Origin of the sequence: Stutzerimonas sp. FeSN7, assembly GCF_030263795.1 — a bacterium.
Lineage (GTDB): Bacteria > Pseudomonadota > Gammaproteobacteria > Pseudomonadales > Pseudomonadaceae > Stutzerimonas > Stutzerimonas stutzeri.
Genome location: NZ_JARPMN010000001.1, coordinates 2,922,240 through 2,941,716 on the forward strand (window position 1 = coordinate 2,922,240; position 19,477 = coordinate 2,941,716).

Consider the following 19,477-nt stretch of genomic DNA (forward strand, 5'->3'; position numbering starts at 1 on the left):
ATCCGGCCCGATCAGCCGATGTGCCGCCTGAATGGCGGCAGGGCATTGAGAATCGCCTTGCCGTAGCGCTGTGTCACCACTCGCCGGTCGAGCAAGGTGATGGTCCCGCGGTCCTGTTCGGTCCGCAACAGACGCCCGCACGCCTGGACCAGCCGCAGCGAAGCGTCCGGCACAGCGATCTCCATGAACGGATTGCCGCCGCGAGCCTCGATCCACTCCGCCAATGCCGCCTCGACCGGATCGTCCGGCACGGCAAACGGAATCTTGGCGATGACCACGTGTTCGCAATAGGCCCCAGGCAGGTCGACGCCTTCGGCGAAGCTGGCCAGGCCGAACAGCACACTGGGTTCGCCCTCGTCCACGCGCGCCTTGTGCTTGTTGAGCGTTTCCTGCTTGGACAGATTGCCCTGAATCAGCACGCGTCGGCGCCAGTCCCGCTCCAGCCCATCGAAGACGTCCTGCATCTGCCGGCGCGACGAAAACAGCACCAGCGTTCCACGGGCGCCTTCCACCAGCTTCGGCAGCTCGCGGACGATGGCGGCGGTGTGCGCCGGCGCATCACGAGGGTCAGCCTGCAGATCCGGCACCCTGAGCTCGCCGGCATCGGCATGATGGAAGGGGCTCGGCACCACGGCAGTGACCGCCGCCTTGGGCAGGCCGGCACGCATCCGGTAGCGATCGAAGCTGTTCAACGCCGTGAGCGTGGCTGAGGTTACCAGGGCGCCGAAGGCGACATTCCAGAGGTTGCGCCGCAACGTTTCAGCAGCCAGGATCGGACTGGCATTGACCTCGATATCGAACAGCGCGCCGCCTTCGGCCAGCGTCAACCAGCGTGCCATCGGCGGGCTGTCTTCCGGATCCTCGACGGTGAAGGCCGTCCACAGGTCCCAGTTGCCCTGCGAGCGCGTCAGCAGGCTGCCGAACAGGGGATACCACTCCTCCGCCTGGTGGCTGGCGATGCCGCTGCCGGTCTCGCCGTCCATTGCCTCCTTGAGCAGTTCGGCGATGCGGGTGAAGAGATCGGTCAGCTTGGCGAAACCTTTCTTCAATTCAGTGCCAAGCTCGACCAGATGCCCTGGCACGACGCCACCGACGAAACGATGTCGCGGCCGCTCACGCCCCTCCATGTCCTCCCCGGCCTTGAAATCCGCGACCTGCTCGCAGGCGCTGAACATGAACTGTTGCTGGGTACGCAGCTCTCGGGCGATCTCCGGAATGCCTTCGACCAGGCGCCCCAGCTCACCCGGTAGCGAATGCTGGGCCAGCAGTTTGGTCAGGTTCTTTTCCACCTGCGCCAACCAGTCCGCCGTCGAGCGCAGCCGAGTGAAATGTGCGAAGTGGCCAATGGCCTTGTCGGGCAGATGATGCCCCTCATCGAACACATAGATGGTGTCACGCGGGTCGGGTAGTACGGCCCCGCCCCCGAGCGCGAGGTCGGCCAGCACCATGTCATGGTTGGTGACGATGACATCCACCTTGGTCATGCCTTCCCGCGCCTTGTAGAAGGCACATTGCTGGAAGTTGGGGCAATGTCGTCCGGTGCACTGGCTGTGATCAGTGGTCAGCTGTCCCCAGTCCGCATCGCCCAGCTCTTCCGGCCAGCTGTCCCGATCGCCATCCCACCGATTGCCGGCCAGTTTTTCGATCATGCTGGTGAACAGCTTCTGGCTGCGCTCGTCGACCTCGATGCGAAATCCTTCCTCCTCGAACAACTGCGCGGTGGCGCTCTGTGCCTGACCTTCCTGCAGCAGCATGTCCAGCTTGGACAAGCACAGGTAACGCCCCCGACCCTTGGCCAGGGCGAAGCTGAAGCTGAGCCCGCTGTTGCGCATCAGATCAGGCAGATCCTTGTGCACGATCTGCTCCTGCAGCGCGACGGTCGCGGTGGCAATCACCAGCCGCTTGCCGGCAGCCTTGGCCGTGGGGATCGCGGCCAGGCTGTAGGCAACGGTCTTGCCGGTGCCGGTACCCGCCTCGACGGCAACGACAGCCGGCTCGCTGCTACGACGACCTTCATCGTCGACCTTGACCGTGCCCAGCACCTTGGCGACTTCGGCGATCATCAGGCGCTGGCCATAGCGGGCCTTAAGCCCCTTGGCTTCGAGGAAACGGGTATAGGCGCCCTGGATCTGGGACTTGAGTTCGGTGCTGAGCATGGGCGCGGAGCTGTATATATTTTCAGTACTTCGATCGGGCGGCTATGATAGCGCGCGTTCGCCCAACCGCCACCGGAGATTTTCCCATGACACCTTTTGCCTTGCTTTACGCACTGCACGTACTCGCCGCAACGGTGTGGGTCGGCGGCATGTTCTTCGCCTGGATGGTCCTGCGACCAGCGGCCGTGGCGATGCTGCAGGCGCCGGAGCGGCTGCGGCTGTGGACCGATGTATTCCGCCGCTTCTTCGTCTGGGTATGGGTAGCGGTGCTGGTGCTGCCGATCAGCGGCATCGGCATGTGGCACATGCGATTCGGCCCGCTGGAGAGCGCGCCGCGCTATGTGCACATCATGGCGGGGCTGTATCTGGTGATGCTGGCGCTGTTCCTGCGCATCCAGCTGCTGCAGCTACCCTCGCTCAAAAGGACCGTCGAGGCCGAGCAATGGCCAGCAGGCGGCGCAGTGCTGGGGCAGATTCGCCGGCTGGTGGGAATCAACCTGATTCTGGGCCTGCTGGTGGTCGCACTGGCCAGCGCCCGCCCCCTGTTCTGACTCGCCCCCAAAAAAAAGGTTCTTCGCGGACTCTGGGGGAAGAGCGAGTTGACAGTCAGGGAAGCAGGTAAATTGGTAGTCGCCAAACCAACCATCCACCTGTCCCTGCTGTCGCCGTGCATCCTATTGATCTTGCCTCGTTCTGGCCAGGCTATGACGCCGTTGCCTGCCGTTCATCCGCCAACAACTCCCTTCTGATTGAGCTTGAGCCTCAAGCCGGTTCAGTGCCCAGGTGCGGGCGTTGTGGTCAGCTCAGCCCGTTGATTCACGAGCGCCGGATTCGTCTGGTGCGCGATCGTGATCTGTTCGATCAGCGCGTCTTGCTTCAACTACCCGTGCGCCGAGTCGATTGCCTGAGTTGTGGGCGGGTGACCGAGCGGATCGACTGGCTGGAGCCTGCATCTCGCCTGACCCGGCGGTTACGGGTCTGGCTCGAAAGCCTGCTGCGGCTGCTGCCGATCAGCCACGTCAGCCAGCTCACCGGCCTGCACTGGCACACCCTCAAAACGCTCGATAAACGACGCCTTCAAGCCGAGGTAGGCACCTTCGATTCAAGCGGTGTCCGCCGGTTGGTGATGGACGAGTTCGCCCTGCACAAGGGGCATCGCTATGCCACGGTCATCATGGACGCCGAGCGAACGCGGGTGTTGTGGGTCGGCCACGGCAACAGCCGTGAGGCGATCCGCCCGTTCTTTGAATTGCTCGGCGAGCACTGCCAGCAGATTGAGGCGGTGGCCATGGACATGAACACGGCTTTCGACCTGGAGGTGAAGAAGCATTGCCCGCAAGCCGAAGTGGTGTACGACCTGTTTCACGTCGTCGCGCGCTACGGTCGGGATGTGATCGACCGTATCCGGGTTGACCAGGCCAACCTCCTGCGCGAAGACAAGCCGGCACGAAAGGCGGTCAAGCAAAGCCGCTGGCTGCTGCTGCGCAATCGCAACAACCTGAAGGACGGACAAGCCGTGCAGCTTCAAGAACTACTCGCGGCCAACCAGCCGCTGGCTACGGTCTATGTCCTCAAGGATGCGCTGAAGGATGTCTGGTTCGCCCCCAGCGTACGAGAGGGCTGGCGCCGCTGGCGAACCTGGTTGCGGCACGCCCGGGACAGCGGCCTCGCGCCGCTACAGCGATTCGCTCGCAACCTGCGCAAATACGCCCGAGGCATCCTCGCCAGTGCCAACTTCCACATGCATACCAGCGTCCTTGAGGGCGTCAACAACCGCATCAAGGTGATCAAGCGTATGGCCTATGGTTTTCGGGACTCGGAATACTTCTTCCTGAAAATCAAGGCTGCCTTCCCCGGGAAAGCGCGATGAACCAAAAAAAAGCCGGGCGCAAGGCCCGGCTGGATCAGTACTCAGCTAATTGATCAGGGACGCGCTTCGACCTCGGCTTCCACGCGACGGTTGATCGCACGGCCTTCTTCGGTGGAGTTGTCGGCGACCGGGCGAGACTCGCCATAACCGACTGCATTTACGCGATTGCCTTCGACACCCAGCTCATCCACCAGCACTCTGCGAACGGCGTTGGCACGACGCTCGGAAAGGCGCTGGTTGTAGGCGTCGGTGCCGACCGAGTCGGTGTGGCCTTCCAGTACGGTGGTGGTCTGGCGATATTCTTTCATGAAATCGGCCAGGTTCTGGATGTCGCTGTAGCTGTCCTGCTTGACCACGTCGCGGTCGAAGTCGAACTTGACGTCCAGTTCGACGCGCACCGGCGCGGCAGCCGGTTCCGGCTCAGGCTGGGTCTGGGGCATCGGCTCGACCGTTTCCACGACCGCGACGGTTTCCTCTTCCATGCCGTTGGCCCAACAATAGGCCGCCGCGACGCCACCACCGATCAGCGCACCCCAACCGGCGTAGGTGCTGCTTTCGATGGCCCCCAGCGCGGCACCAGTCACGCCACCTACAGCCGCACAGGTCGGCCAGTCCTGCTTCTGCACGCCTGCACAACCGGCCAGGAACGTGGTCATGACAATAACGGGTACTGCTGTCCGTAATGTACTCATCGATCAAAACCTCCAGTATGGACATTCAGCCAGAAACGCCACGCATGGGAATCCGGGCGGCTCCGGTTACTTTTCAGACTAGGCCGACAAACGGCACCGCGCTAGTCTTCACCTTTGAAACGAGGATTCTCTGTTGAGCGAAAACCCTGTACCGCTGCATACGCCGCAGCAAGCGCTTGCGGCAATGCTCGACCATTACGCCCCAACACGCGTGCTGCTCGTGGGGCGCAGCGATCAACCTGCGCTGGCTGCCTACGCCGAATGCCACACGGAGTGTCAGCTCGATCGCGCCGATCCCGCACCGCTGCCTGAAGATCTGGCCAGCCAGCGCTACGACCTGGCCATATTCGTCGACTGCCTCGAACATCTCTCCAAGCGCAACGGCCTGGAGCTGCTCGGCAGCATCCGCAATCTGAATACCAGCCGGATGGCGGTACTCGTCGACCTCGACGCATGCGAATGGCTGACTACGGACTTCTATGCACTGGCACTGCAGGTCAGCGAACGCTTCCAGCGCGACGGACAGACCTTGACGCTCTTCACTTACGACCTGCTGCAATACAAGCAGGTTCCGGACTGGCTCAATGCCAGGTTCTGGGCCAATCCTGAAATGTTCGGCAAGTACTGGTGGTGACATGAGCGAACCGCGTCCAACCGACCTGAACTGCCCCTGCGGCAGCGGCGATGCCCTCGGCGAATGCTGCGGGCGCTATCACGCAGGCATGGCCGCGCCGAGCGCCGAGCTATTGATGCGCTCGCGCTACAGCGCTTATGTACTGGGGCTGGTGGACTATCTGCGGGCCACTACGCTTCCCGCGCAGCAGGATGAACTGGATGTAGAGGGGATGCGCCGCTGGAGCCTGGAGAGCACCTGGCTAGGGCTGGAGGTAAACGAAAGCAGCGTGCTGGGCGGCAAGCCCGAGCACGCGCTGGTGACCTTCACCGCCCGCTGGCACGACCAGAGCGGCGAACATGCCCACCAGGAGCGATCGGCATTCGTCCAGCGGGACGGGCGCTGGTATTTCATCGATCCGACGGTACCGCTCAAGGCCGGCCGCAACGACCCCTGCCCCTGCGGGAGCGGTCTGAAGTTCAAGAAGTGCTGTGCGGCTTACCTCTGAGCGGCGCGGAGCATGAGCGGACGTGCCGCTGCGTGACAGCGGCGACATGAGCCCAGTCGTTTACTTCTCGACGAAGGCCCGCTCGATCAGGTAGTGCCCCGGATCGCCCATGCGCGGCGAGACTTTCAGACCGAAGCTGTCCAGCACCTGGCTGGTTTCATCCAGCATGCTCGGGCTGCCGCAGATCATGGCGCGGTCATCTTCTGGGTTGATCGGCGGCAGGCCGATGTCACTGAACAGTTTGCCGCTGCGCATCAGATCGGTCAGACGCCCCTGATTCTCGAACGGTTCGCGGGTCACGGTCGGGTAGTAGACCAGCTTGTCCTTGACCGCTTCGCCGAAGAATTCGTTTTGCGGCAGGTGTTCGGTGATGAACTCGCGGTAGGCGACTTCATTGACGTAGCGAACGCCGTGCACCAATACGACCTTCTCGAACCGCTCATAGGTTTCCGGATCCTGGATCACGCTCATGAACGGCGCCAGGCCCGTACCGGTGCTGAGCAGATAGAGGTGCTTGCCGGGCAGCAGGTCGTCCAGGACCAGCGTGCCGGTCGGCTTGCGGCTGATCATGATCGAATCGCCTTCCTGCAGATGCTGCAGCCGGGAGGTCAACGGACCGTCCTGCACCTTGATGCTGAAGAATTCCAGGTACTCTTCGTAGTTCGGGCTGGCGATACTGTAGGCGCGCATCAGTGGACGCCCCTCGACCTCCAGGCCGATCATCACGAACTGACCGTTCTCGAAGCGCAAGCCTGCATTGCGAGTGGTCTTAAAGCTGAACAGCGTATCGTTCCAATGGTGCACACTGAGAACGCGCTCTACGTTCAGGTTGCTCATGCTGCGAATTCCTCATGGTGTCGACGGACGTCGATAATGACGGCAGTCTAGCGAGCGGAGCCATATTCGTTAACTGGATAATAAAGATATAGGTTATCGGTTATATAGATATGCATTTCACGTTGCGCCAGATCGAAGTTTTCGCCGCCATTGCTCGCCAGGAAAGCGTATCCAAGGCTGCACAAAGCCTGTCGCTGTCCCAGTCGGCAACCAGCACATCACTGGCCGAGCTGGAGCGGCAATCCGGCTGCCAACTGTTCGACCGGGCCGGCAAGCGGCTCTGCCTGAACGCGCTGGGCCAGCAGCTGCTGCCGCAGGCGGTCGCCCTGCTGGATCAGGCGCGGGCCATCGAGGATCTGCTGAACGGCAAGAGCGGGTTCGGCTCGCTCGCGGTGGGCGCCACGCTGACCATCGGCAACTATCTCGCCACGCTGTTGATCGGCAACTTCATGCAGCGTCACCCGGAATGCCGGGTCAAACTGCACGTCCATAACACCGCGCATATCGTGCACCAGATCGCTCAGCACGAACTTGATCTTGGTCTGATCGAGGGTGACTGCCAGCATCCCGATCTGGAAGTGCAGCCCTGGATTGAGGACGAGCTGGTGGTGTTCTGCGCGCCGCAACATCCGCTGGCAGGACGCGATGCGGTGGATCTCGCGGAACTGTCGGGCGAGGCCTGGATTCTGCGCGAGCAGGGCTCGGGAACGCGTATGACCTTCGAGCAGGCCGTGCGGCACCGCCCGGGGAAGCTGAACGTGCGCCTGGAACTGGAGCACACCGAGGCGATCAAGCGTGCCGTCGAATCGGGCCTTGGCATCGGCTGCATCTCGCGACTGGCGCTACGCGATGCGTTCCGCCGCGGCAGCCTGGTGCCGGTGTCGACACCGGAGCTGGATCTGCGACGCCAGTTCTATTTCATCTGGCATACGCACAAGTACCAGACCGCGGCGATGCAGGAGTTCGTCGAACAGTGCCGGGCGCTGACCTCTGGCGTGCGCCGCAGCGATGAAATCCAGCTGCCGCCGATCGCCTGAAGCGCCGGCGGCAGCGGTTCAACTGGTGGGAATGGAACCCATCTGCTGCAGCAGCAAGGCCGCCTGGGTTCTGGTGCGCACGCCGAGCTTGCGGAAGATGGCGGTCACATGGGCCTTGATGGTCGCTTCGGAAACGCTGAGTTCATAGGCGATCTGCTTGTTCAGCAGGCCATCGCAGACCATCGTCAGGACGCGGAATTGCTGCGGAGTGAGGCTGGCCAGTCCGGCGCTGGCCGCCTTGGCTTCCTCACTGACATTCGCTTCGTCCTGAATGTTGCTCGGCCACCAGACGTCCCCTTCCAGCACGGCCCGTACGGCCTCCTGGATCGTCTCGAGCGAACTAGACTTGGGGATGAAACCGCTGGCACCGAACTCGCGCGAACGCGCAACGACCGCCGCGTCTTCCTGAGCCGAGATCATGACCACCGGCAGATGCGGATACTGCCCCCTCAGCAGCACCAGACCGGAAAAGCCATAGGCCCCCGGCATGTTCAGGTCCAGCAGGACCAGATCCCAGTCGGCACCCTGGCTCAGAAAGCCTTCCAGTTCGGCGATGCTGGCCGCCTCCACCAGACGTACGTTCTCACCAAGCCCCATGGTGAGCGCCTGCTGAAGCGCACTGCGGAAAAGCGGGTGATCATCGGCAATGATAATTTCGTAAGCAGCCATTGGCAGACCTGTAATTTTTATTGGCGCTTTTCATCGGCTTGAGCAGCCGATGCCGACAAGATGACGGCAGAAGACCCCGTAAAACCGCTCCGGGGGTGGTCCGATGTAGATTTTCAACTGACAGACCGAATATCGGCCGCCCGCTGCAACAAATCAAGCGGCGCAAGCATGCCCACCGATGAATAAGTGGTCAAGCGCGGCGCTTTGTAGCAAAGTCTGCGACTTTTCCCTGACGAGCCGAAACATGCGTAGCCAAGCCCTCCGCGCCGACTTCCTGATGCTGATCACCGCCATGATCTGGGGGACCGCCTTCGTGGCCCAGCGCATCGGCATGGACAATATCGGCCCGTTTCTTTTCACCGGTCTGCGCTTCGCCCTGGGTGCCCTGGCGCTGCTTCCTCTGGTGATCTACCAGGGGCGCACTGCGGCCCGGCACGAGCCCTTCCTGCAGCGCGGCCTGATCCTGGGCGGCCTGAGCATGGGCCTGGCGCTCACCCTGGGGATCAATCTGCAGCAGGTCGGCCTGCTGTTCACGAGCGTGACCAACTCAGGCTTCATTACCGGCCTTTATGTGATCGTTGTGCCGTTGCTGGGGCTCGCCATCGGGCACAAGACCGGTCTGGGTACCTGGCTCGGTGCGTTCCTCGCGGTGGCCGGCATGGCATTGCTGAGCATCGGCGAGGACTTCACCGTCGCCTCGGGCGACTGGATTCAGCTGGCCGGCGCCTTCGTCTGGGGTGTGCACGTGCTGCTGGTGAGCTTCTTCGTCAGCCGTCATGACGCCATCCGGCTGGCCTTCCTGCAATTCGCGACCTGCGCGGTGGTGAGCCTGTTGCTGGCGCTGATCTTCGAAGACATCAATCCGGCCAGCATCTGGCTCGCCGGCCCGGCCCTCATCTATGGCGGACTGTTCGCGGTAGCGGTCGGCTACACCCTGCAGGTCGTCGCACAGAAGCATGCGATCGCCTCCCACGCGGCCATCATTCTGTCGCTGGAAGCGGTCTTTGCGGCAATCGCCGGCGCCCTGTTCCTCGAGGAGAGCCTGACCCTGCGTGGCTACATGGGCTGTGTACTGATGTTCATCGGGATGCTTGCCGCACAGCTGTGGCCGCGCAAACCGGAACCGCTGGCTACCGCTGCCCCGGCCAAGGCCTGAGGCCTCACTCCGCCCCGTCAGGCACCTGCAGTGCCCGGTGCGCAGCGTTGTGCAGATCCGGCTGGCGATGGTGCTTGGCGCCCAGATAGTGTTCGGTGAACACGTCGAGCCAGGCGTCCAGTGTGTTGGCTGCAGCCGAATCCCCGGCCAGCTCCAGACAGAGCGCAGCGACCTCGGCGGTGCACAGATGATCGCTGCGGGTCGAGCGCCGCAGCCGATAACGTGACAAGGCTTCGGGCTGCAGGCTCAGCACCGGCAAACCGTCCAGATAGGGGCTTTTGCGAAACATCTTGCGCGCCTCGGTCCATGTTGCATCCAGCAGGATGAACAGGGGCCGCTTGTCTGGCTGTCGCTCGACTCGCTCGACCACCCGCTGCGGGGCCGCATATTCACCGGGGAAGATCACCAGCGGCTGCCATTGCGGATCGGCCAGCAGATCCAGCAAGCGCGGATCGACCCCGGTGCGCTGCCAGGTAAAGGCGAAGGTATCCGGCACCACATCGGCGATCAGCCAGCCCGTATTGCTCGGCTTCAACGGTTCGATGTCGTGCATCAACAGGCACACACCGCACTCGCTGTCGACCCTGGGCAGCCAAGGGCACAGGCAATGGCTGAACGGTACTCGGCAACGCAGACAGCGCGGTGCTCGCGAGCCGCGCGCGACGAAGGGCTTCAGGCTTTTCGCCAAGCGCTCGTCGCGCAAACGGGCTACGGCATGGGGCATGGATCGACTCGGGATTGACGGCGGAGCGCGGCAGTCTACCAGCGCGAACAGGGCGGCGGCATGGCGGACGAATGAACCGGGCCACGGCCCGCCGGTCGAACTAGCGCAGTCATAAGGAGACCGCCATGTATCGTCTGACCACCCTGCTCGCCCTGAGCCTCGCCCTGCCCATTGCCCATGCCGCCTCGCTGCAAGAACAGCAGCTGAGCCAGTTGCTCGATCAGGTAGCCCGCGAAAGCAACGTCGGCACGCCTCGAGCGATCAACGAAGACATCCTCGACCAGGGTTACACCGTAGAGAACAACCAGCTGGTCAACCACCTCAGTGTGCAGCCACGCCATGCAGCGCAGATGCGCGACAACCCCGCCGACGTGCGCAGCCAGCTCGCGGTCAGCGTCTGCGGCAACGAGGGGCTGCGCAAGCTGATGAGCCAGGGCGCGGTGCTGCGCTACGACTTCAGCGAATACCAGAGCAACAAGCCCATCGCCAGCGAGCGCTACACCGCCGCAGACTGCAAGTAAGGCTGCAAGAAATGGGCGGGAGCGGCGGACACGCCGCATCCCGCCGGGCCGAACTCAGCCTTTGTCGTGCCGCAGGATCTGCGGATCACCCTTGCCCGCCACCGCGGCAGCTTCGTCCCGAGTGAGCAATGCGGTACGCGGCACGTTGCGCAACCGCGCACAGGCTGCCAGCACATTGGCCCAGCTGGCGCGGTTGGCGAACTGCATGCCGAACTCGTCCAACGTGCCGCCACGGTTGCGATAGCCGAGTGCCGAGCACTTGCGAGCGTCCGGCAGGATCGGCCACAGGTGGCCGCGCGCGACTTCCGGGCGCATGTGGGTCAGCAAGACACGCATCTCCATCGAGTCCGGGAACAGTCGTTCCGCCACCCCCTCGCTTGCCCGTGCCTCGACTTCCCAATGATCGCGCGGCCCACGGAAGCGACCCGGCTCCTGCAGATAGACCAGCCGGTAGGCGCAGTCGGCCTCCTTAAGCCGCTTGGCGGCGCGGAGCATCTCGCCCAACTGGTAGCTGCCGTTGGCGATCAGCAGCAATGCCTCACTGCCCGGCACCTCCTCGACCACGATGGCGCCATCGCGGGCCAGCTGCTCGGCCTGTGGCCGATTGAAGTAGCACGGCCGGTCGCGCTTGGGCATGACCATGCAGGCCAGTTCGCCACGCGCCTGATAGATCGAAGGCAGCAGCGCCAGAGCACTGTTGTGGTCCGCCGGGAAAAGCACGCGGACCATGTCGTTCATTTCGCCGAGCAGCGCCTCGCAGAAGGTGGTGTCCTGGTGCGACTGCTGATTCTTGCCGTTCTCCCAGGTATGCGACGTCGCGATCAGCGGCCACCCCAGCCAGCCTGCCGGCCTGCCGATCTCCTTCTGCTGACGGGAGAAGATGATGCTCTGGCGCACCACGCCGAGCATCTTCACGCAGAACGCCTCATAGCTGGCCACGAGGTTCAACCCGCCCTGGTTGGCCAGGCAGGCGGAGACCACGGCCTCTTCGTTGAGCGCGGTGATGACGGCGCCGTCGATCGCCTCCAGTTCGCTCTCCGGCTCGATCACACGGTGCTTGAGCGCCTTGAGCACGCCACCCAGCCGGTTGCTCGCCAGCTCGTCCGGGTTGCCCACCCGTGGCCGCAGCGAAGGGTTGGCCTCGGTCAGCTCGACGAAGAAGCGATCCACCGCGGCCATCGGCGAGCAGGCATCGTCACGATACTTGAGCTGCGGGATGACCGGCGCCGGCGGGCGCCGCAGAGCCAGCGGATTGTCGCGTTCGAGCAGGCGTCCCTGACGGCTGCGCACGAACAGCTCGAGGGCCGCCTGAAGATCGCCCTGCGGCACGAAAAGCCGCGCCGTATGCTCGTTGAACAGGTTGCGGGACACCTCGTCTAGGCGAGGGTTGCCTGGCAGCGGCAGGTTGTGTGCGGCATTGCTGCCCGCGCCATAGAAGCCGAAGCCCTTGACCGTCTCGGCAATGCCGTAGGGAATCGGCAATGGATAGTTGAGGATGCCGCGTGCCTTTTCCTCCACACGGCGCTCCAGGCGCAGCTCCATTTCCCAAAGGGTTGCCACGAATGCGGCCGGGTCGCGCCCATCGAACGGCATCGGATCGAAGCCGCATTGGCTCAGGTGCTGGCGGAAATCCTCCAGGCCCTGCTCGGTCCCCAACGCCGTTCGCTGCTCGATTCGCCGGCCGTTGGCGATCATCACTGGCAGCGCCACACCGCAATCCTCGGCCCGCCACCAGCGCGGAATCCAGTCGCTGCCGCGCTGTTCTTCGGCCGCACCATCGGACAGGAACGCCACCAGCGTCTCGCCGGGCAGCGGCATGTGGGCATATTGAAGCTCGGCGAAGCCCAGATAACCGCCTTCGGCAATCCCACCGGCGGTATGCGGATTGACATGACTGCCCAGCGGCGCCAGTGGGCTGCCATCGGCGGCCTGGCGATAACCGTAGAAGTCCTGCAGCAGGCGGTTGATGCCCGCTTCGCCGCCAGCATAAGCCTGCGCCTGCTCGGGGTGCAGATTGCCGGTCAGCAGGTTGAGTGCGTCGACCGCAGCCACGCAATGGCCCTGCCCCATCAGCCAGGCTCGGGTACGGCCGGTCAACGCATTGAGCGCCAGATAGCCGGCATAGGCAGGCACCATGTTCAGCGCGCCGCCGGTATGGCCTTCGGGATTGGTCTTGAAGTCGTCGGCCGCCAGCGGCGTGCCGTCCAGGTGCACCTGCTGCGCATAGGTCATGTGCACCACCAGCCAGAGGCCGGCGCTGGCAACGCGATCGACCGCCTGCAGCAGTCGATAGACGCTCGCCAGATCCGGCTGATGTCCTGCCTGTACCAGCTGATGGGCCAGACGGAACACCGCCGCCTGGGTCTCCAGCGCGTGCTCGAACGGCCCGAAGCCGCCACGCCAGGTGGCGAACTCCGGTTCGGCTTGCGCGTGTTGATCCAGCTCGACGAGGCTGGGCAGTAGCTGACTCATGGGTTCACTCCGTTGGTAAGCGGGATGTGCTGTAGTCTAGGCAGGGCTCGTTTGGTTATCTCTGATATGTATCAAGTGGTCGTGGCAACCGAGCGGGCACAGTGGACATCATCGTACGAACAGGAAGGCAACATGGCTTTGCTCAGTTTTCTCGGTGCCATTCAACAGGTAACCGGCTCCTGCTACCTCATTGAGACACACGACGGCGCAAGGGTTCTGCTCGAATGCGGCATGCATCAGGGCCGCCGGGAGGAGGAAAGCGACAACCGCGCCGCCTTCGCCTTCGATCCGAAGAGCCTGGACGCCGTGGTCCTGTCCCATGCCCATATCGACCACAGCGGGCTGCTGCCACGGCTGGTCGCCCTCGGCTACCGCGGCCCGGTGCACTGCACCGAGGCGACAGCCGAGCTGCTGGAGCTGATGCTGCTGGACTCGGCGCAGATCCAGGAGAAGGACGCCGAGTGGGAAAACAAGTGGCGCGCGCGCATCGGCAAGCCCATGGTTCAGCCGCTGTACACCCGCGTCGATGCGGAGCGAACCCTCGGGCAGCGCGCCCCTCACCCCTACGGCGAAACCTTCGAGGTTGCCCGGGGCGTCGCGGTGACCTTCCACAACGCCGGACATATCCTCGGCTCGTCCATCGTCCAGATGGATGTACACGACCATGGCAGGACGCGGCGACTGGTCTTCTCGGGTGATCTGGGCAATGTCTGCTCACCGCTGATGCCCGCCCCGACGGTGCTCAAGGAGGCCGACGTGGTGCTGATGGAGTCGACCTACGGCGACCGCGACCATCGCAGCCACGAGGACACCATCGAAGAGCTGGCCGGTATCCTGCAGCAGGCCCACCGCGACGGCGGCAACGTGCTGATGCCTTCCTTCGCCGTTGGACGCACGCAGGACCTGATCTACTACCTGGGCCGCTTCTACCGTGAAGGGCGACTGCCGCAGCAGGCAGTGTTTCTCGACAGCCCCATGGCCATCGGCGCCAATGCCATCTACGCACATTACAAGGACCAATTGGACCTCAACGGCATCGATCCGGCCTTGAGCGGCGCCAGTGGCAAGCTCTACGCCGAGCGCTGGCTGCCGATTCTCAAGTCCACGCCGACACCCGAAGAGTCCATGGCGATCAACCGCTTCAAGAGCGGCGTGATCATTATCGCGGGCAGCGGAATGTGCACCGGCGGGCGCATCCTGCATCACTTCAAACACAACCTCTGGCGCGAGGAATGCCACCTGGTCATCCCGGGTTTCCAGGCCAGAGGCACTCTGGGCCGCGCGATCGTCGACGGCGCCGGCAGCGTCAAGCTGCTGCACCAGCGCATCGCGGTGAACGCCAAGGTGCATACCCTCGGCGGTTTCTCGGCCCACGCCGGCCAATCGCAGCTGATCGACTGGGTGAGCAACTTCGAGAATCGGCCGGAGCTCTACCTCGTCCACGGCGAAACCGAAAAAATGCAGGTCCTGCAACAAGCCATCCGGGATCGTCTTGGCTGGGAAGCCCGCATTCCGGAACTCGGCGATCGCATCGCGCTCTGAGCGGGACGGCTGGCCCGAGCCTCCGCGCCCGGGCCACCAGCGGCCGCCAATGCTTGAGCCCACCGGCCGCAGCCTATAGCCTGAACGCGACGCCCATACATGGAGATGTTGTATGTCCTTTGATCCGGATGACTACCTGTCGCGACACTTCCAAACCAGCGGCGCCGAACTGGAAAGCAAGATCGATGAGCTGGCGGCCATGATCGTTCCGGCCAACAGTCCCAACCTGCCGCTGTACCGGGAAATGCTGGTGACCGTCACACGCATGGCGCAGGCCGATCGCAGCCGCTGGGACGCCAAGATCCTGCTGCAGACCATGCGCGAGATGGAGCATGCATTCAGCCGTCTCGATCAGTTCAAGCGCCGGCGCAAGGTCACGGTATTCGGTTCCGCGCGCACACCGGTCGAACATCCGTTGTACGCCCTGGCGCGTCAGCTGGGCGCCACGCTTGCGCACTACAACTTCATGGTCATCACCGGTGCCGGTGGCGGCATCATGGCGGCCGCCCACGAAGGGGCCGGTCGCGACAACAGCCTGGGCCTGAACATCACCCTGCCGTTCGAGCAGCACCCCAACCCGACGGTTGGCGGTACCGAAAACCTGCTCTCGTTCCACTTCTTCTTCGTCCGCAAGCTGTTCTTCATCAAGGAGGCGGATGCCCTGGTGCTCTGCCCTGGCGGGTTCGGCACCCTGGACGAGGCACTCGAAGTGCTGACACTGATCCAGACCGGCAAGAGCCCACTGGTGCCCGTCGTGCTGCTCGACGAACCCGGTGGCACTTACTGGAAGGATGCACTGCGCTTCATGCGCGGCCAGCTGGAAGAGAATCGCTACATCCTGCCCAGCGATATGCGTCTGATGCGCCTGGTGGATGATGCCAACGAGGCGGCGAAGGAGATCGCCAACTTCTACCGCAACTTCCACTCCAGCCGCTGGTTGAAGGATCGCTTCGTTCTGCGCCTGAACCACAAGCTCAACGAACAGGCCATGGAATACCTGAACGAGGAATTCGTCGACCTGTGCCTGACAGGCTCGTTCGAACAGCAGAACTGCTGTGAGTCTGAACTGGACGAACCGGAGCTGCAGCGCCTGCCGCGTTTGAGCTTCGTATTCAACGGCCGCAACCATGGTCGATTGCGCGAGCTCACCGATTACGTCAACGAACCGGCCAACTGGGTGCGGCCGCTGGACAACGAGGACTGAGGGCGCGCCAGCGCCACGGCTCAGCTCTGTCGAACTGCGAAACCGGATCAGGCATGCCTGCGCTCAAACCTAGCAATCAATCAGCCGAACCATTGCCTCGCAACAGGCGGCTGATCAACTCCAGCGGATAGCCGCGATAGCTGAGAAAGCGCCCCTGCTTGGCGCGCTCCCGCGCATCCGCCGGCAGGCTTCCGGCGAACTTGCGTTGCCACAGCTCTCGCAGCTGCTCGCTCCAGTCGAAGCCACTGTCGCGCAGCGCCTGCTCGATATCCGCGCGTGGCAATCCGCGCTGCGCAAGCTCTTCACGGATGCGCAACGGCCCATAGCCGGCGTTGGCTCGGCTTCTGACGAAACTTTCGAGGTAACGGGATTCCGACAGCAGGCCCTGTTCGCAGAGGCGATCCAGAGCCTGTTCGATCAGATCAGGCGGGGCGCCACGCTGGCGCAACTTGCGGGCCAGCTCGACACGACCATGTTCACGGCGAGCCAGCAGGTCCATGGCTGCCCGCCGCACCGCGACGGGGTTATCGAGCACGGCGGCCATGGGGATCAGAGATCGGCGTCGACCAGGTCTTCGCTGACCACGTTCGCCTTGCTGCTACCACCGGAAACCACCAGCAGCTTGTCGCGGATCTGCTGTTCGATTTCGCGACCGATTTCCGGGTTGTCTTCCAGGAACTTGGCGGCGTTGGCCTTGCCCTGGCCGATCTTGTTGCCTTTGTAGGCGTACCAGGCGCCAGACTTCTCCACCAGCCCCTGCTGCACGCCGAGGTCGATGATCTCGCCGTTGCGGTAGATGCCCTTGCCGTAGAGGATCTGGAACTCGGCCTGACGGAACGGCGGGGCCACCTTGTTCTTCACCACCTTGACGCGGGTTTCGCTGCCGACCACCTCGTCGCCTTCCTTCACCGCGCCAGTACGACGGATATCCAGACGAACCGAGGCGTAGAACTTCAGCGCGTTACCACCGGTGGTGGTTTCCGGGCTGCCGAACATCACGCCGATCTTCATGCGGATCTGGTTGATGAAGATGACCAGGCAGTTGGCGTTCTTGATGTTGCCGGTGATCTTGCGCAGCGCCTGGGACATCAGACGGGCCTGCAGGCCGACGTGGGCATCGCCCATCTCGCCTTCGATCTCGGCCTTGGGCACCAGCGCGGCCACGGAGTCGACGATGATCACGTCGACCGCGTTGGAGCGCACCAGCATGTCGGTGATTTCCAGAGCCTGTTCGCCGGTATCCGGCTGCGAAACCAGCAGGTCATCGACATTCACGCCCAGTTTGCCGGCGTAGTCCGGGTCGAGCGCGTGCTCGGCGTCGACGAAGGCACAGGTGGCGCCCATCTTCTGCGCTTCGGCAATCACCGACAGCGTCAGAGTGGTCTTACCGGACGATTCCGGACCGTAGATCTCGACGATCCGGCCCTTCGGCAGGCCGCCAATGCCCAGCGCGATGTCCAGACCCAGCGAGCCGGTGGAGATGGCCGGAATCGCCTGGCGATCGTGATCGCCCATGCGCATCACTGCACCCTTGCCGAACTGCTTTTCAATCTGGCCCAGGGCTGCAGCCAAGGCGCGCTTCTTGTTCTCGTCCATCGAATCCTCACTTGATCAAGAGGGCCGGAGGCCACAACAACTGTATAAGTAGACAGTATTAGAACATAGGCTATTTAGCTCGCCTAGCCCCGAACCGGTTTTTCTCCGACGGTCAGCGCGAGCAGGCCGCACAGGGCGGCAGCGACGGTCTGCTCGCGCACGGCCTGGCGATCGCCGCTGAACAGGTAGCGTTCGGTATGCAGATCAGACCCATCGGCCCAGGCGATCCAGACTGTCCCCACCGGCTTTTCCGGCGAGCCGCCGCCCGGCCCTGCGACGCCGCTGACGGCCACGGCGAAGCGCGCCTCGCTGTTCTGCTGAGCGCCTCGCACCATCGCCTGCACCACTTCGCGGCTTACGGCGCCGACCTGATCGAACAGCGCCGCCGGCACGCCTAGCTGGCGGGTTTTCTGCGCGTTGGAATAGGTGACGTAGCCCGCCTCGAACCAGGCCGAGCTGCCGGCTATGCGGGTGATGGCCTCGGCGATGCCGCCGCCGGTGCAGGATTCCGCGGTAGTGACCTGCGCGCCCAACCGATGCAGCGCCTCGCCCAATCGTGCGGCCAATTCAGTGAGATTCATCGACACCCCGGCAACATGCAAAGTGGCAGTTACCCTACACCAGCCCGCTGTCGAGTTCAGCCCGTCCCCCCTGCCATCGGGCGAATGGTGTGAACGGCCGAACGGCTCAGGCGTCCTGGCGAATCCCGATGGCAGCGTCTTCACGCAGACGTCGGCCGCGACGCCTCACCACGGCGTCGCCATAGCGCTGGATCGGATCGGCCAGCGTGCGCTTGACGAAGAATGCAAAGCAGGTCAGCACCGCCAGCATCAGCGCAATGTACAACGGTCCCGGCAGCGCCAGATCGCCCGCGCCGAAGCCCAGCCGCTCGGCGAGGGCAAACACCGACGGATGGGCCAGGAAGACGATGTAGCCGATCCCACCGAGCGGCGCGAGCCAGCGCAGCCGGATACCGGCGATGCGACTCGCACCAAGGAACACGGCGAGGGCCACGCTGTAACTGATGAAGTAGCGATACCAGGTCTCGCCGAATCCGGTATCGCGCGAATAGGCGAGCACGCAGATCGGTAGCAGGAACAGATAGAACGCCACCACCGCGATACGTGCGTAACGCCCGGTTACGGGACATCGGCCGTTATCGGACGCCCGCCATAGCGCGCCGAGGAAACACACGCTGAGCATCAGCGGCAAGGCCACCGGCAGCTTCAACTGGAGCTTGTAGCGCATGGCGGCGAGCAGCAGCGTGAAAACGTATTGCGCCAGCAGAAAGAACAGATCTCGCCGTACCGAGCCCCCCAGGCGCAGCGCGAACAGCAGGATGCAGAGCACGTAGAAGGTGATCTCGATCTGCAACGTCCAATACAGGCCGATGACGTTCTCGACGAAGACGAACCCCTGCAGCATCGTCGCGTTGATGGCGATGACCGCAAGGCTGAACGCCTTTGCCGGATCATCCCAGGGAAACATCACCCCGAGGATCAGCGACAGCCAGTACAGCGGAAAGAGCCGGAAGAAGCGCTGATAGGCGAACGCCGTGATTGGCCGCTCGTATCGGCCGCGGCTCTTGTACAACGCGGCCATGACGAAATAGCCGCTCAGCGCGAACAGCACCAGTACGCTGACCTTGCCAACATCCAGTACAGCCTTGCTGACAAGAAACAACTGGGCGCCCATCTCGTCGAGCTGGCCGTCACGCTTCATTTTTGCAATCAGATGGGAATAGGCGACGCACAATGCCGCTACGCCGCGCAGGGCATCGAGACCGATTAGTCGGGACATGTCTGCTGCTCACTTTGGCCGGAGAGGGATAAATGTCGCCAGAGTTACTGCAGAAACTGACGCGAGAGTGCACACGCAAG

At 63.4% G+C, this 19,477-nt stretch carries 19 protein-coding genes; 9 read left to right on the forward strand and 10 right to left on the reverse strand.

Going from position 1 to position 19,477, the window contains the following annotated elements:
• Positions 1-11: 11 nt before the first annotated feature.
• Positions 12-2,156 carry an ATP-dependent DNA helicase DinG gene (dinG, locus tag P5703_RS13695; protein ID WP_111481999.1) on the reverse strand — a complete coding sequence of 715 codons (2,145 nt, stop codon included), beginning with the start codon at positions 2,154-2,156 and terminating at the stop codon, positions 12-14.
• A gap of 86 nt (positions 2,157-2,242) precedes the next feature.
• Between dinG and P5703_RS13700 the strand changes: the two genes are divergently transcribed.
• Entirely contained in the window at positions 2,243-2,707 is a 465-nt protein-coding gene (locus tag P5703_RS13700; protein WP_279641663.1) for a CopD family protein, read from the forward strand.
• Positions 2,708-2,823: 116 nt separating this feature from the next.
• Complete coding sequence (locus P5703_RS13705) at positions 2,824-4,026, forward strand: ISL3 family transposase (RefSeq protein WP_161612779.1); 1,203 nt, start codon at positions 2,824-2,826, stop codon at positions 4,024-4,026.
• 53 nt (positions 4,027-4,079) lie between these two features.
• On the opposite strand, the gene P5703_RS13710 is transcribed toward P5703_RS13705, so the two are convergent.
• Entirely contained in the window at positions 4,080-4,718 is a 639-nt protein-coding gene (locus P5703_RS13710) for an OmpA family protein (protein ID WP_011912684.1), read from the reverse strand.
• A gap of 133 nt (positions 4,719-4,851) precedes the next feature.
• Here P5703_RS13710 and P5703_RS13715 point away from each other — a divergent pair, with 133 nt between their 5' ends.
• Both P5703_RS13715 and P5703_RS13720 read left to right on the forward strand, forming a co-directional pair.
• Complete coding sequence (locus P5703_RS13715) at positions 4,852-5,352, forward strand: DUF6231 family protein (RefSeq protein ID WP_285587452.1); 501 nt, start codon at positions 4,852-4,854, stop codon at positions 5,350-5,352.
• A gap of 1 nt (position 5,353) precedes the next feature.
• Complete coding sequence (locus P5703_RS13720; protein ID WP_013982312.1) at positions 5,354-5,839, forward strand: YchJ family protein; 486 nt, start codon at positions 5,354-5,356, stop codon at positions 5,837-5,839.
• Between the two features lie 60 nt (positions 5,840-5,899).
• Here the strand turns inward: P5703_RS13720 and fpr are convergent, their stop codons facing one another.
• A complete protein-coding gene (gene fpr, locus P5703_RS13725) occupies positions 5,900-6,676 on the reverse strand; it encodes a ferredoxin-NADP reductase (RefSeq protein WP_013982311.1) in 777 nt (258 codons plus the stop codon).
• 110 nt (positions 6,677-6,786) lie between these two features.
• On the opposite strand from fpr, the gene P5703_RS13730 reads away from it, so the two are divergent.
• Entirely contained in the window at positions 6,787-7,713 is a 927-nt protein-coding gene (locus tag P5703_RS13730; RefSeq protein ID WP_013982310.1) for a LysR family transcriptional regulator, read from the forward strand.
• Positions 7,714-7,731: 18 nt separating this feature from the next.
• On the opposite strand, the gene erdR is transcribed toward P5703_RS13730, so the two are convergent.
• Positions 7,732-8,382 (reverse strand): response regulator transcription factor ErdR, encoded by a 651-nt coding sequence (gene erdR / locus P5703_RS13735; RefSeq protein ID WP_125919072.1) that lies wholly within the window; start codon positions 8,380-8,382, stop codon positions 7,732-7,734.
• A 244-nt stretch (positions 8,383-8,626) separates the two neighbouring features.
• Between erdR and P5703_RS13740 the strand changes: the two genes are divergently transcribed.
• Positions 8,627-9,538, forward strand: coding sequence for a DMT family transporter (locus tag P5703_RS13740; RefSeq protein WP_011912678.1), 912 nt, complete (start codon positions 8,627-8,629; stop codon positions 9,536-9,538).
• Positions 9,539-9,542: 4 nt separating this feature from the next.
• Here P5703_RS13740 and P5703_RS13745 read toward each other — a convergent pair whose 3' ends face one another.
• The gene (locus P5703_RS13745; protein ID WP_045158481.1) at positions 9,543-10,262 is read right to left on the reverse strand and encodes a tRNA-uridine aminocarboxypropyltransferase; all 720 of its coding nucleotides are present in this window, start codon (positions 10,260-10,262) and stop codon (positions 9,543-9,545) included.
• A 125-nt stretch (positions 10,263-10,387) separates the two neighbouring features.
• On the opposite strand from P5703_RS13745, the gene P5703_RS13750 reads away from it, so the two are divergent.
• Positions 10,388-10,783, forward strand: a complete 396-nt coding sequence (locus P5703_RS13750) for a quorum-sensing-regulated virulence factor family protein (RefSeq protein ID WP_019407135.1) — start codon at positions 10,388-10,390, stop codon at positions 10,781-10,783.
• 54 nt (positions 10,784-10,837) lie between these two features.
• Here the strand turns inward: P5703_RS13750 and P5703_RS13755 are convergent, their stop codons facing one another.
• Positions 10,838-13,255 (reverse strand): phosphoketolase family protein, encoded by a 2,418-nt coding sequence (locus P5703_RS13755; protein ID WP_061373160.1) that lies wholly within the window; start codon positions 13,253-13,255, stop codon positions 10,838-10,840.
• Between the two features lie 132 nt (positions 13,256-13,387).
• On the opposite strand from P5703_RS13755, the gene P5703_RS13760 reads away from it, so the two are divergent.
• Together P5703_RS13760 and P5703_RS13765 are read left to right on the forward strand one after the other, a co-directional pair.
• Complete coding sequence (locus tag P5703_RS13760) at positions 13,388-14,797, forward strand: MBL fold metallo-hydrolase RNA specificity domain-containing protein (protein ID WP_014596282.1); 1,410 nt, start codon at positions 13,388-13,390, stop codon at positions 14,795-14,797.
• 112 nt (positions 14,798-14,909) lie between these two features.
• The gene (locus tag P5703_RS13765; RefSeq protein WP_279641664.1) at positions 14,910-16,001 is read left to right on the forward strand and encodes an LOG family protein; all 1,092 of its coding nucleotides are present in this window, start codon (positions 14,910-14,912) and stop codon (positions 15,999-16,001) included.
• A 76-nt stretch (positions 16,002-16,077) separates the two neighbouring features.
• Here P5703_RS13765 and recX read toward each other — a convergent pair whose 3' ends face one another.
• From recX to P5703_RS13785, 4 genes are all read right to left on the reverse strand, one after another.
• Complete coding sequence (recX, locus tag P5703_RS13770) at positions 16,078-16,545, reverse strand: recombination regulator RecX (protein ID WP_013982303.1); 468 nt, start codon at positions 16,543-16,545, stop codon at positions 16,078-16,080.
• A gap of 5 nt (positions 16,546-16,550) precedes the next feature.
• Positions 16,551-17,597, reverse strand: coding sequence for a recombinase RecA (recA, locus tag P5703_RS13775; protein ID WP_014596281.1), 1,047 nt, complete (start codon positions 17,595-17,597; stop codon positions 16,551-16,553).
• A gap of 83 nt (positions 17,598-17,680) precedes the next feature.
• Positions 17,681-18,178, reverse strand: a complete 498-nt coding sequence (locus P5703_RS13780; protein WP_265659930.1) for a CinA family protein — start codon at positions 18,176-18,178, stop codon at positions 17,681-17,683.
• A 106-nt stretch (positions 18,179-18,284) separates the two neighbouring features.
• Positions 18,285-19,397 carry an acyltransferase family protein gene (locus P5703_RS13785; protein ID WP_172882460.1) on the reverse strand — a complete coding sequence of 371 codons (1,113 nt, stop codon included), beginning with the start codon at positions 19,395-19,397 and terminating at the stop codon, positions 18,285-18,287.
• Positions 19,398-19,477: the final 80 nt, after the last annotated feature.

What these genes read in the sequence shown, in the direction of transcription:
- P5703_RS13720 (WP_013982312.1), top strand. Translation starts at nt 5,354, where the DNA reads ATGAGCGAACCGCGTCCAACCGACCTGAACTGCCCCTGCGGCAGCGGC.
- P5703_RS13765 (WP_279641664.1), top strand. Translation starts at nt 14,910, where the DNA reads ATGTCCTTTGATCCGGATGACTACCTGTCGCGACACTTCCAAACCAGC.
- P5703_RS13780 (WP_265659930.1), bottom strand. Translation starts at nt 18,178, where the DNA reads ATGAATCTCACTGAATTGGCCGCACGATTGGGCGAGGCGCTGCATCGG.
- P5703_RS13740 (WP_011912678.1), top strand. Translation starts at nt 8,627, where the DNA reads ATGCGTAGCCAAGCCCTCCGCGCCGACTTCCTGATGCTGATCACCGCC.
- fpr (WP_013982311.1), bottom strand. Translation starts at nt 6,676, where the DNA reads ATGAGCAACCTGAACGTAGAGCGCGTTCTCAGTGTGCACCATTGGAAC.
- erdR (WP_125919072.1), bottom strand. Translation starts at nt 8,382, where the DNA reads ATGGCTGCTTACGAAATTATCATTGCCGATGATCACCCGCTTTTCCGC.
- P5703_RS13710 (WP_011912684.1), bottom strand. Translation starts at nt 4,718, where the DNA reads ATGAGTACATTACGGACAGCAGTACCCGTTATTGTCATGACCACGTTC.
- recX (WP_013982303.1), bottom strand. Translation starts at nt 16,545, where the DNA reads ATGGCCGCCGTGCTCGATAACCCCGTCGCGGTGCGGCGGGCAGCCATG.
- dinG (WP_111481999.1), bottom strand. Translation starts at nt 2,156, where the DNA reads ATGCTCAGCACCGAACTCAAGTCCCAGATCCAGGGCGCCTATACCCGT.
- P5703_RS13730 (WP_013982310.1), top strand. Translation starts at nt 6,787, where the DNA reads ATGCATTTCACGTTGCGCCAGATCGAAGTTTTCGCCGCCATTGCTCGC.
- P5703_RS13750 (WP_019407135.1), top strand. Translation starts at nt 10,388, where the DNA reads ATGTATCGTCTGACCACCCTGCTCGCCCTGAGCCTCGCCCTGCCCATT.
- P5703_RS13755 (WP_061373160.1), bottom strand. Translation starts at nt 13,255, where the DNA reads ATGAGTCAGCTACTGCCCAGCCTCGTCGAGCTGGATCAACACGCGCAA.
- P5703_RS13760 (WP_014596282.1), top strand. Translation starts at nt 13,388, where the DNA reads ATGGCTTTGCTCAGTTTTCTCGGTGCCATTCAACAGGTAACCGGCTCC.
- recA (WP_014596281.1), bottom strand. Translation starts at nt 17,597, where the DNA reads ATGGACGAGAACAAGAAGCGCGCCTTGGCTGCAGCCCTGGGCCAGATT.
- P5703_RS13700 (WP_279641663.1), top strand. Translation starts at nt 2,243, where the DNA reads ATGACACCTTTTGCCTTGCTTTACGCACTGCACGTACTCGCCGCAACG.
- P5703_RS13745 (WP_045158481.1), bottom strand. Translation starts at nt 10,262, where the DNA reads ATGCCCCATGCCGTAGCCCGTTTGCGCGACGAGCGCTTGGCGAAAAGC.
- P5703_RS13785 (WP_172882460.1), bottom strand. Translation starts at nt 19,397, where the DNA reads ATGTCCCGACTAATCGGTCTCGATGCCCTGCGCGGCGTAGCGGCATTG.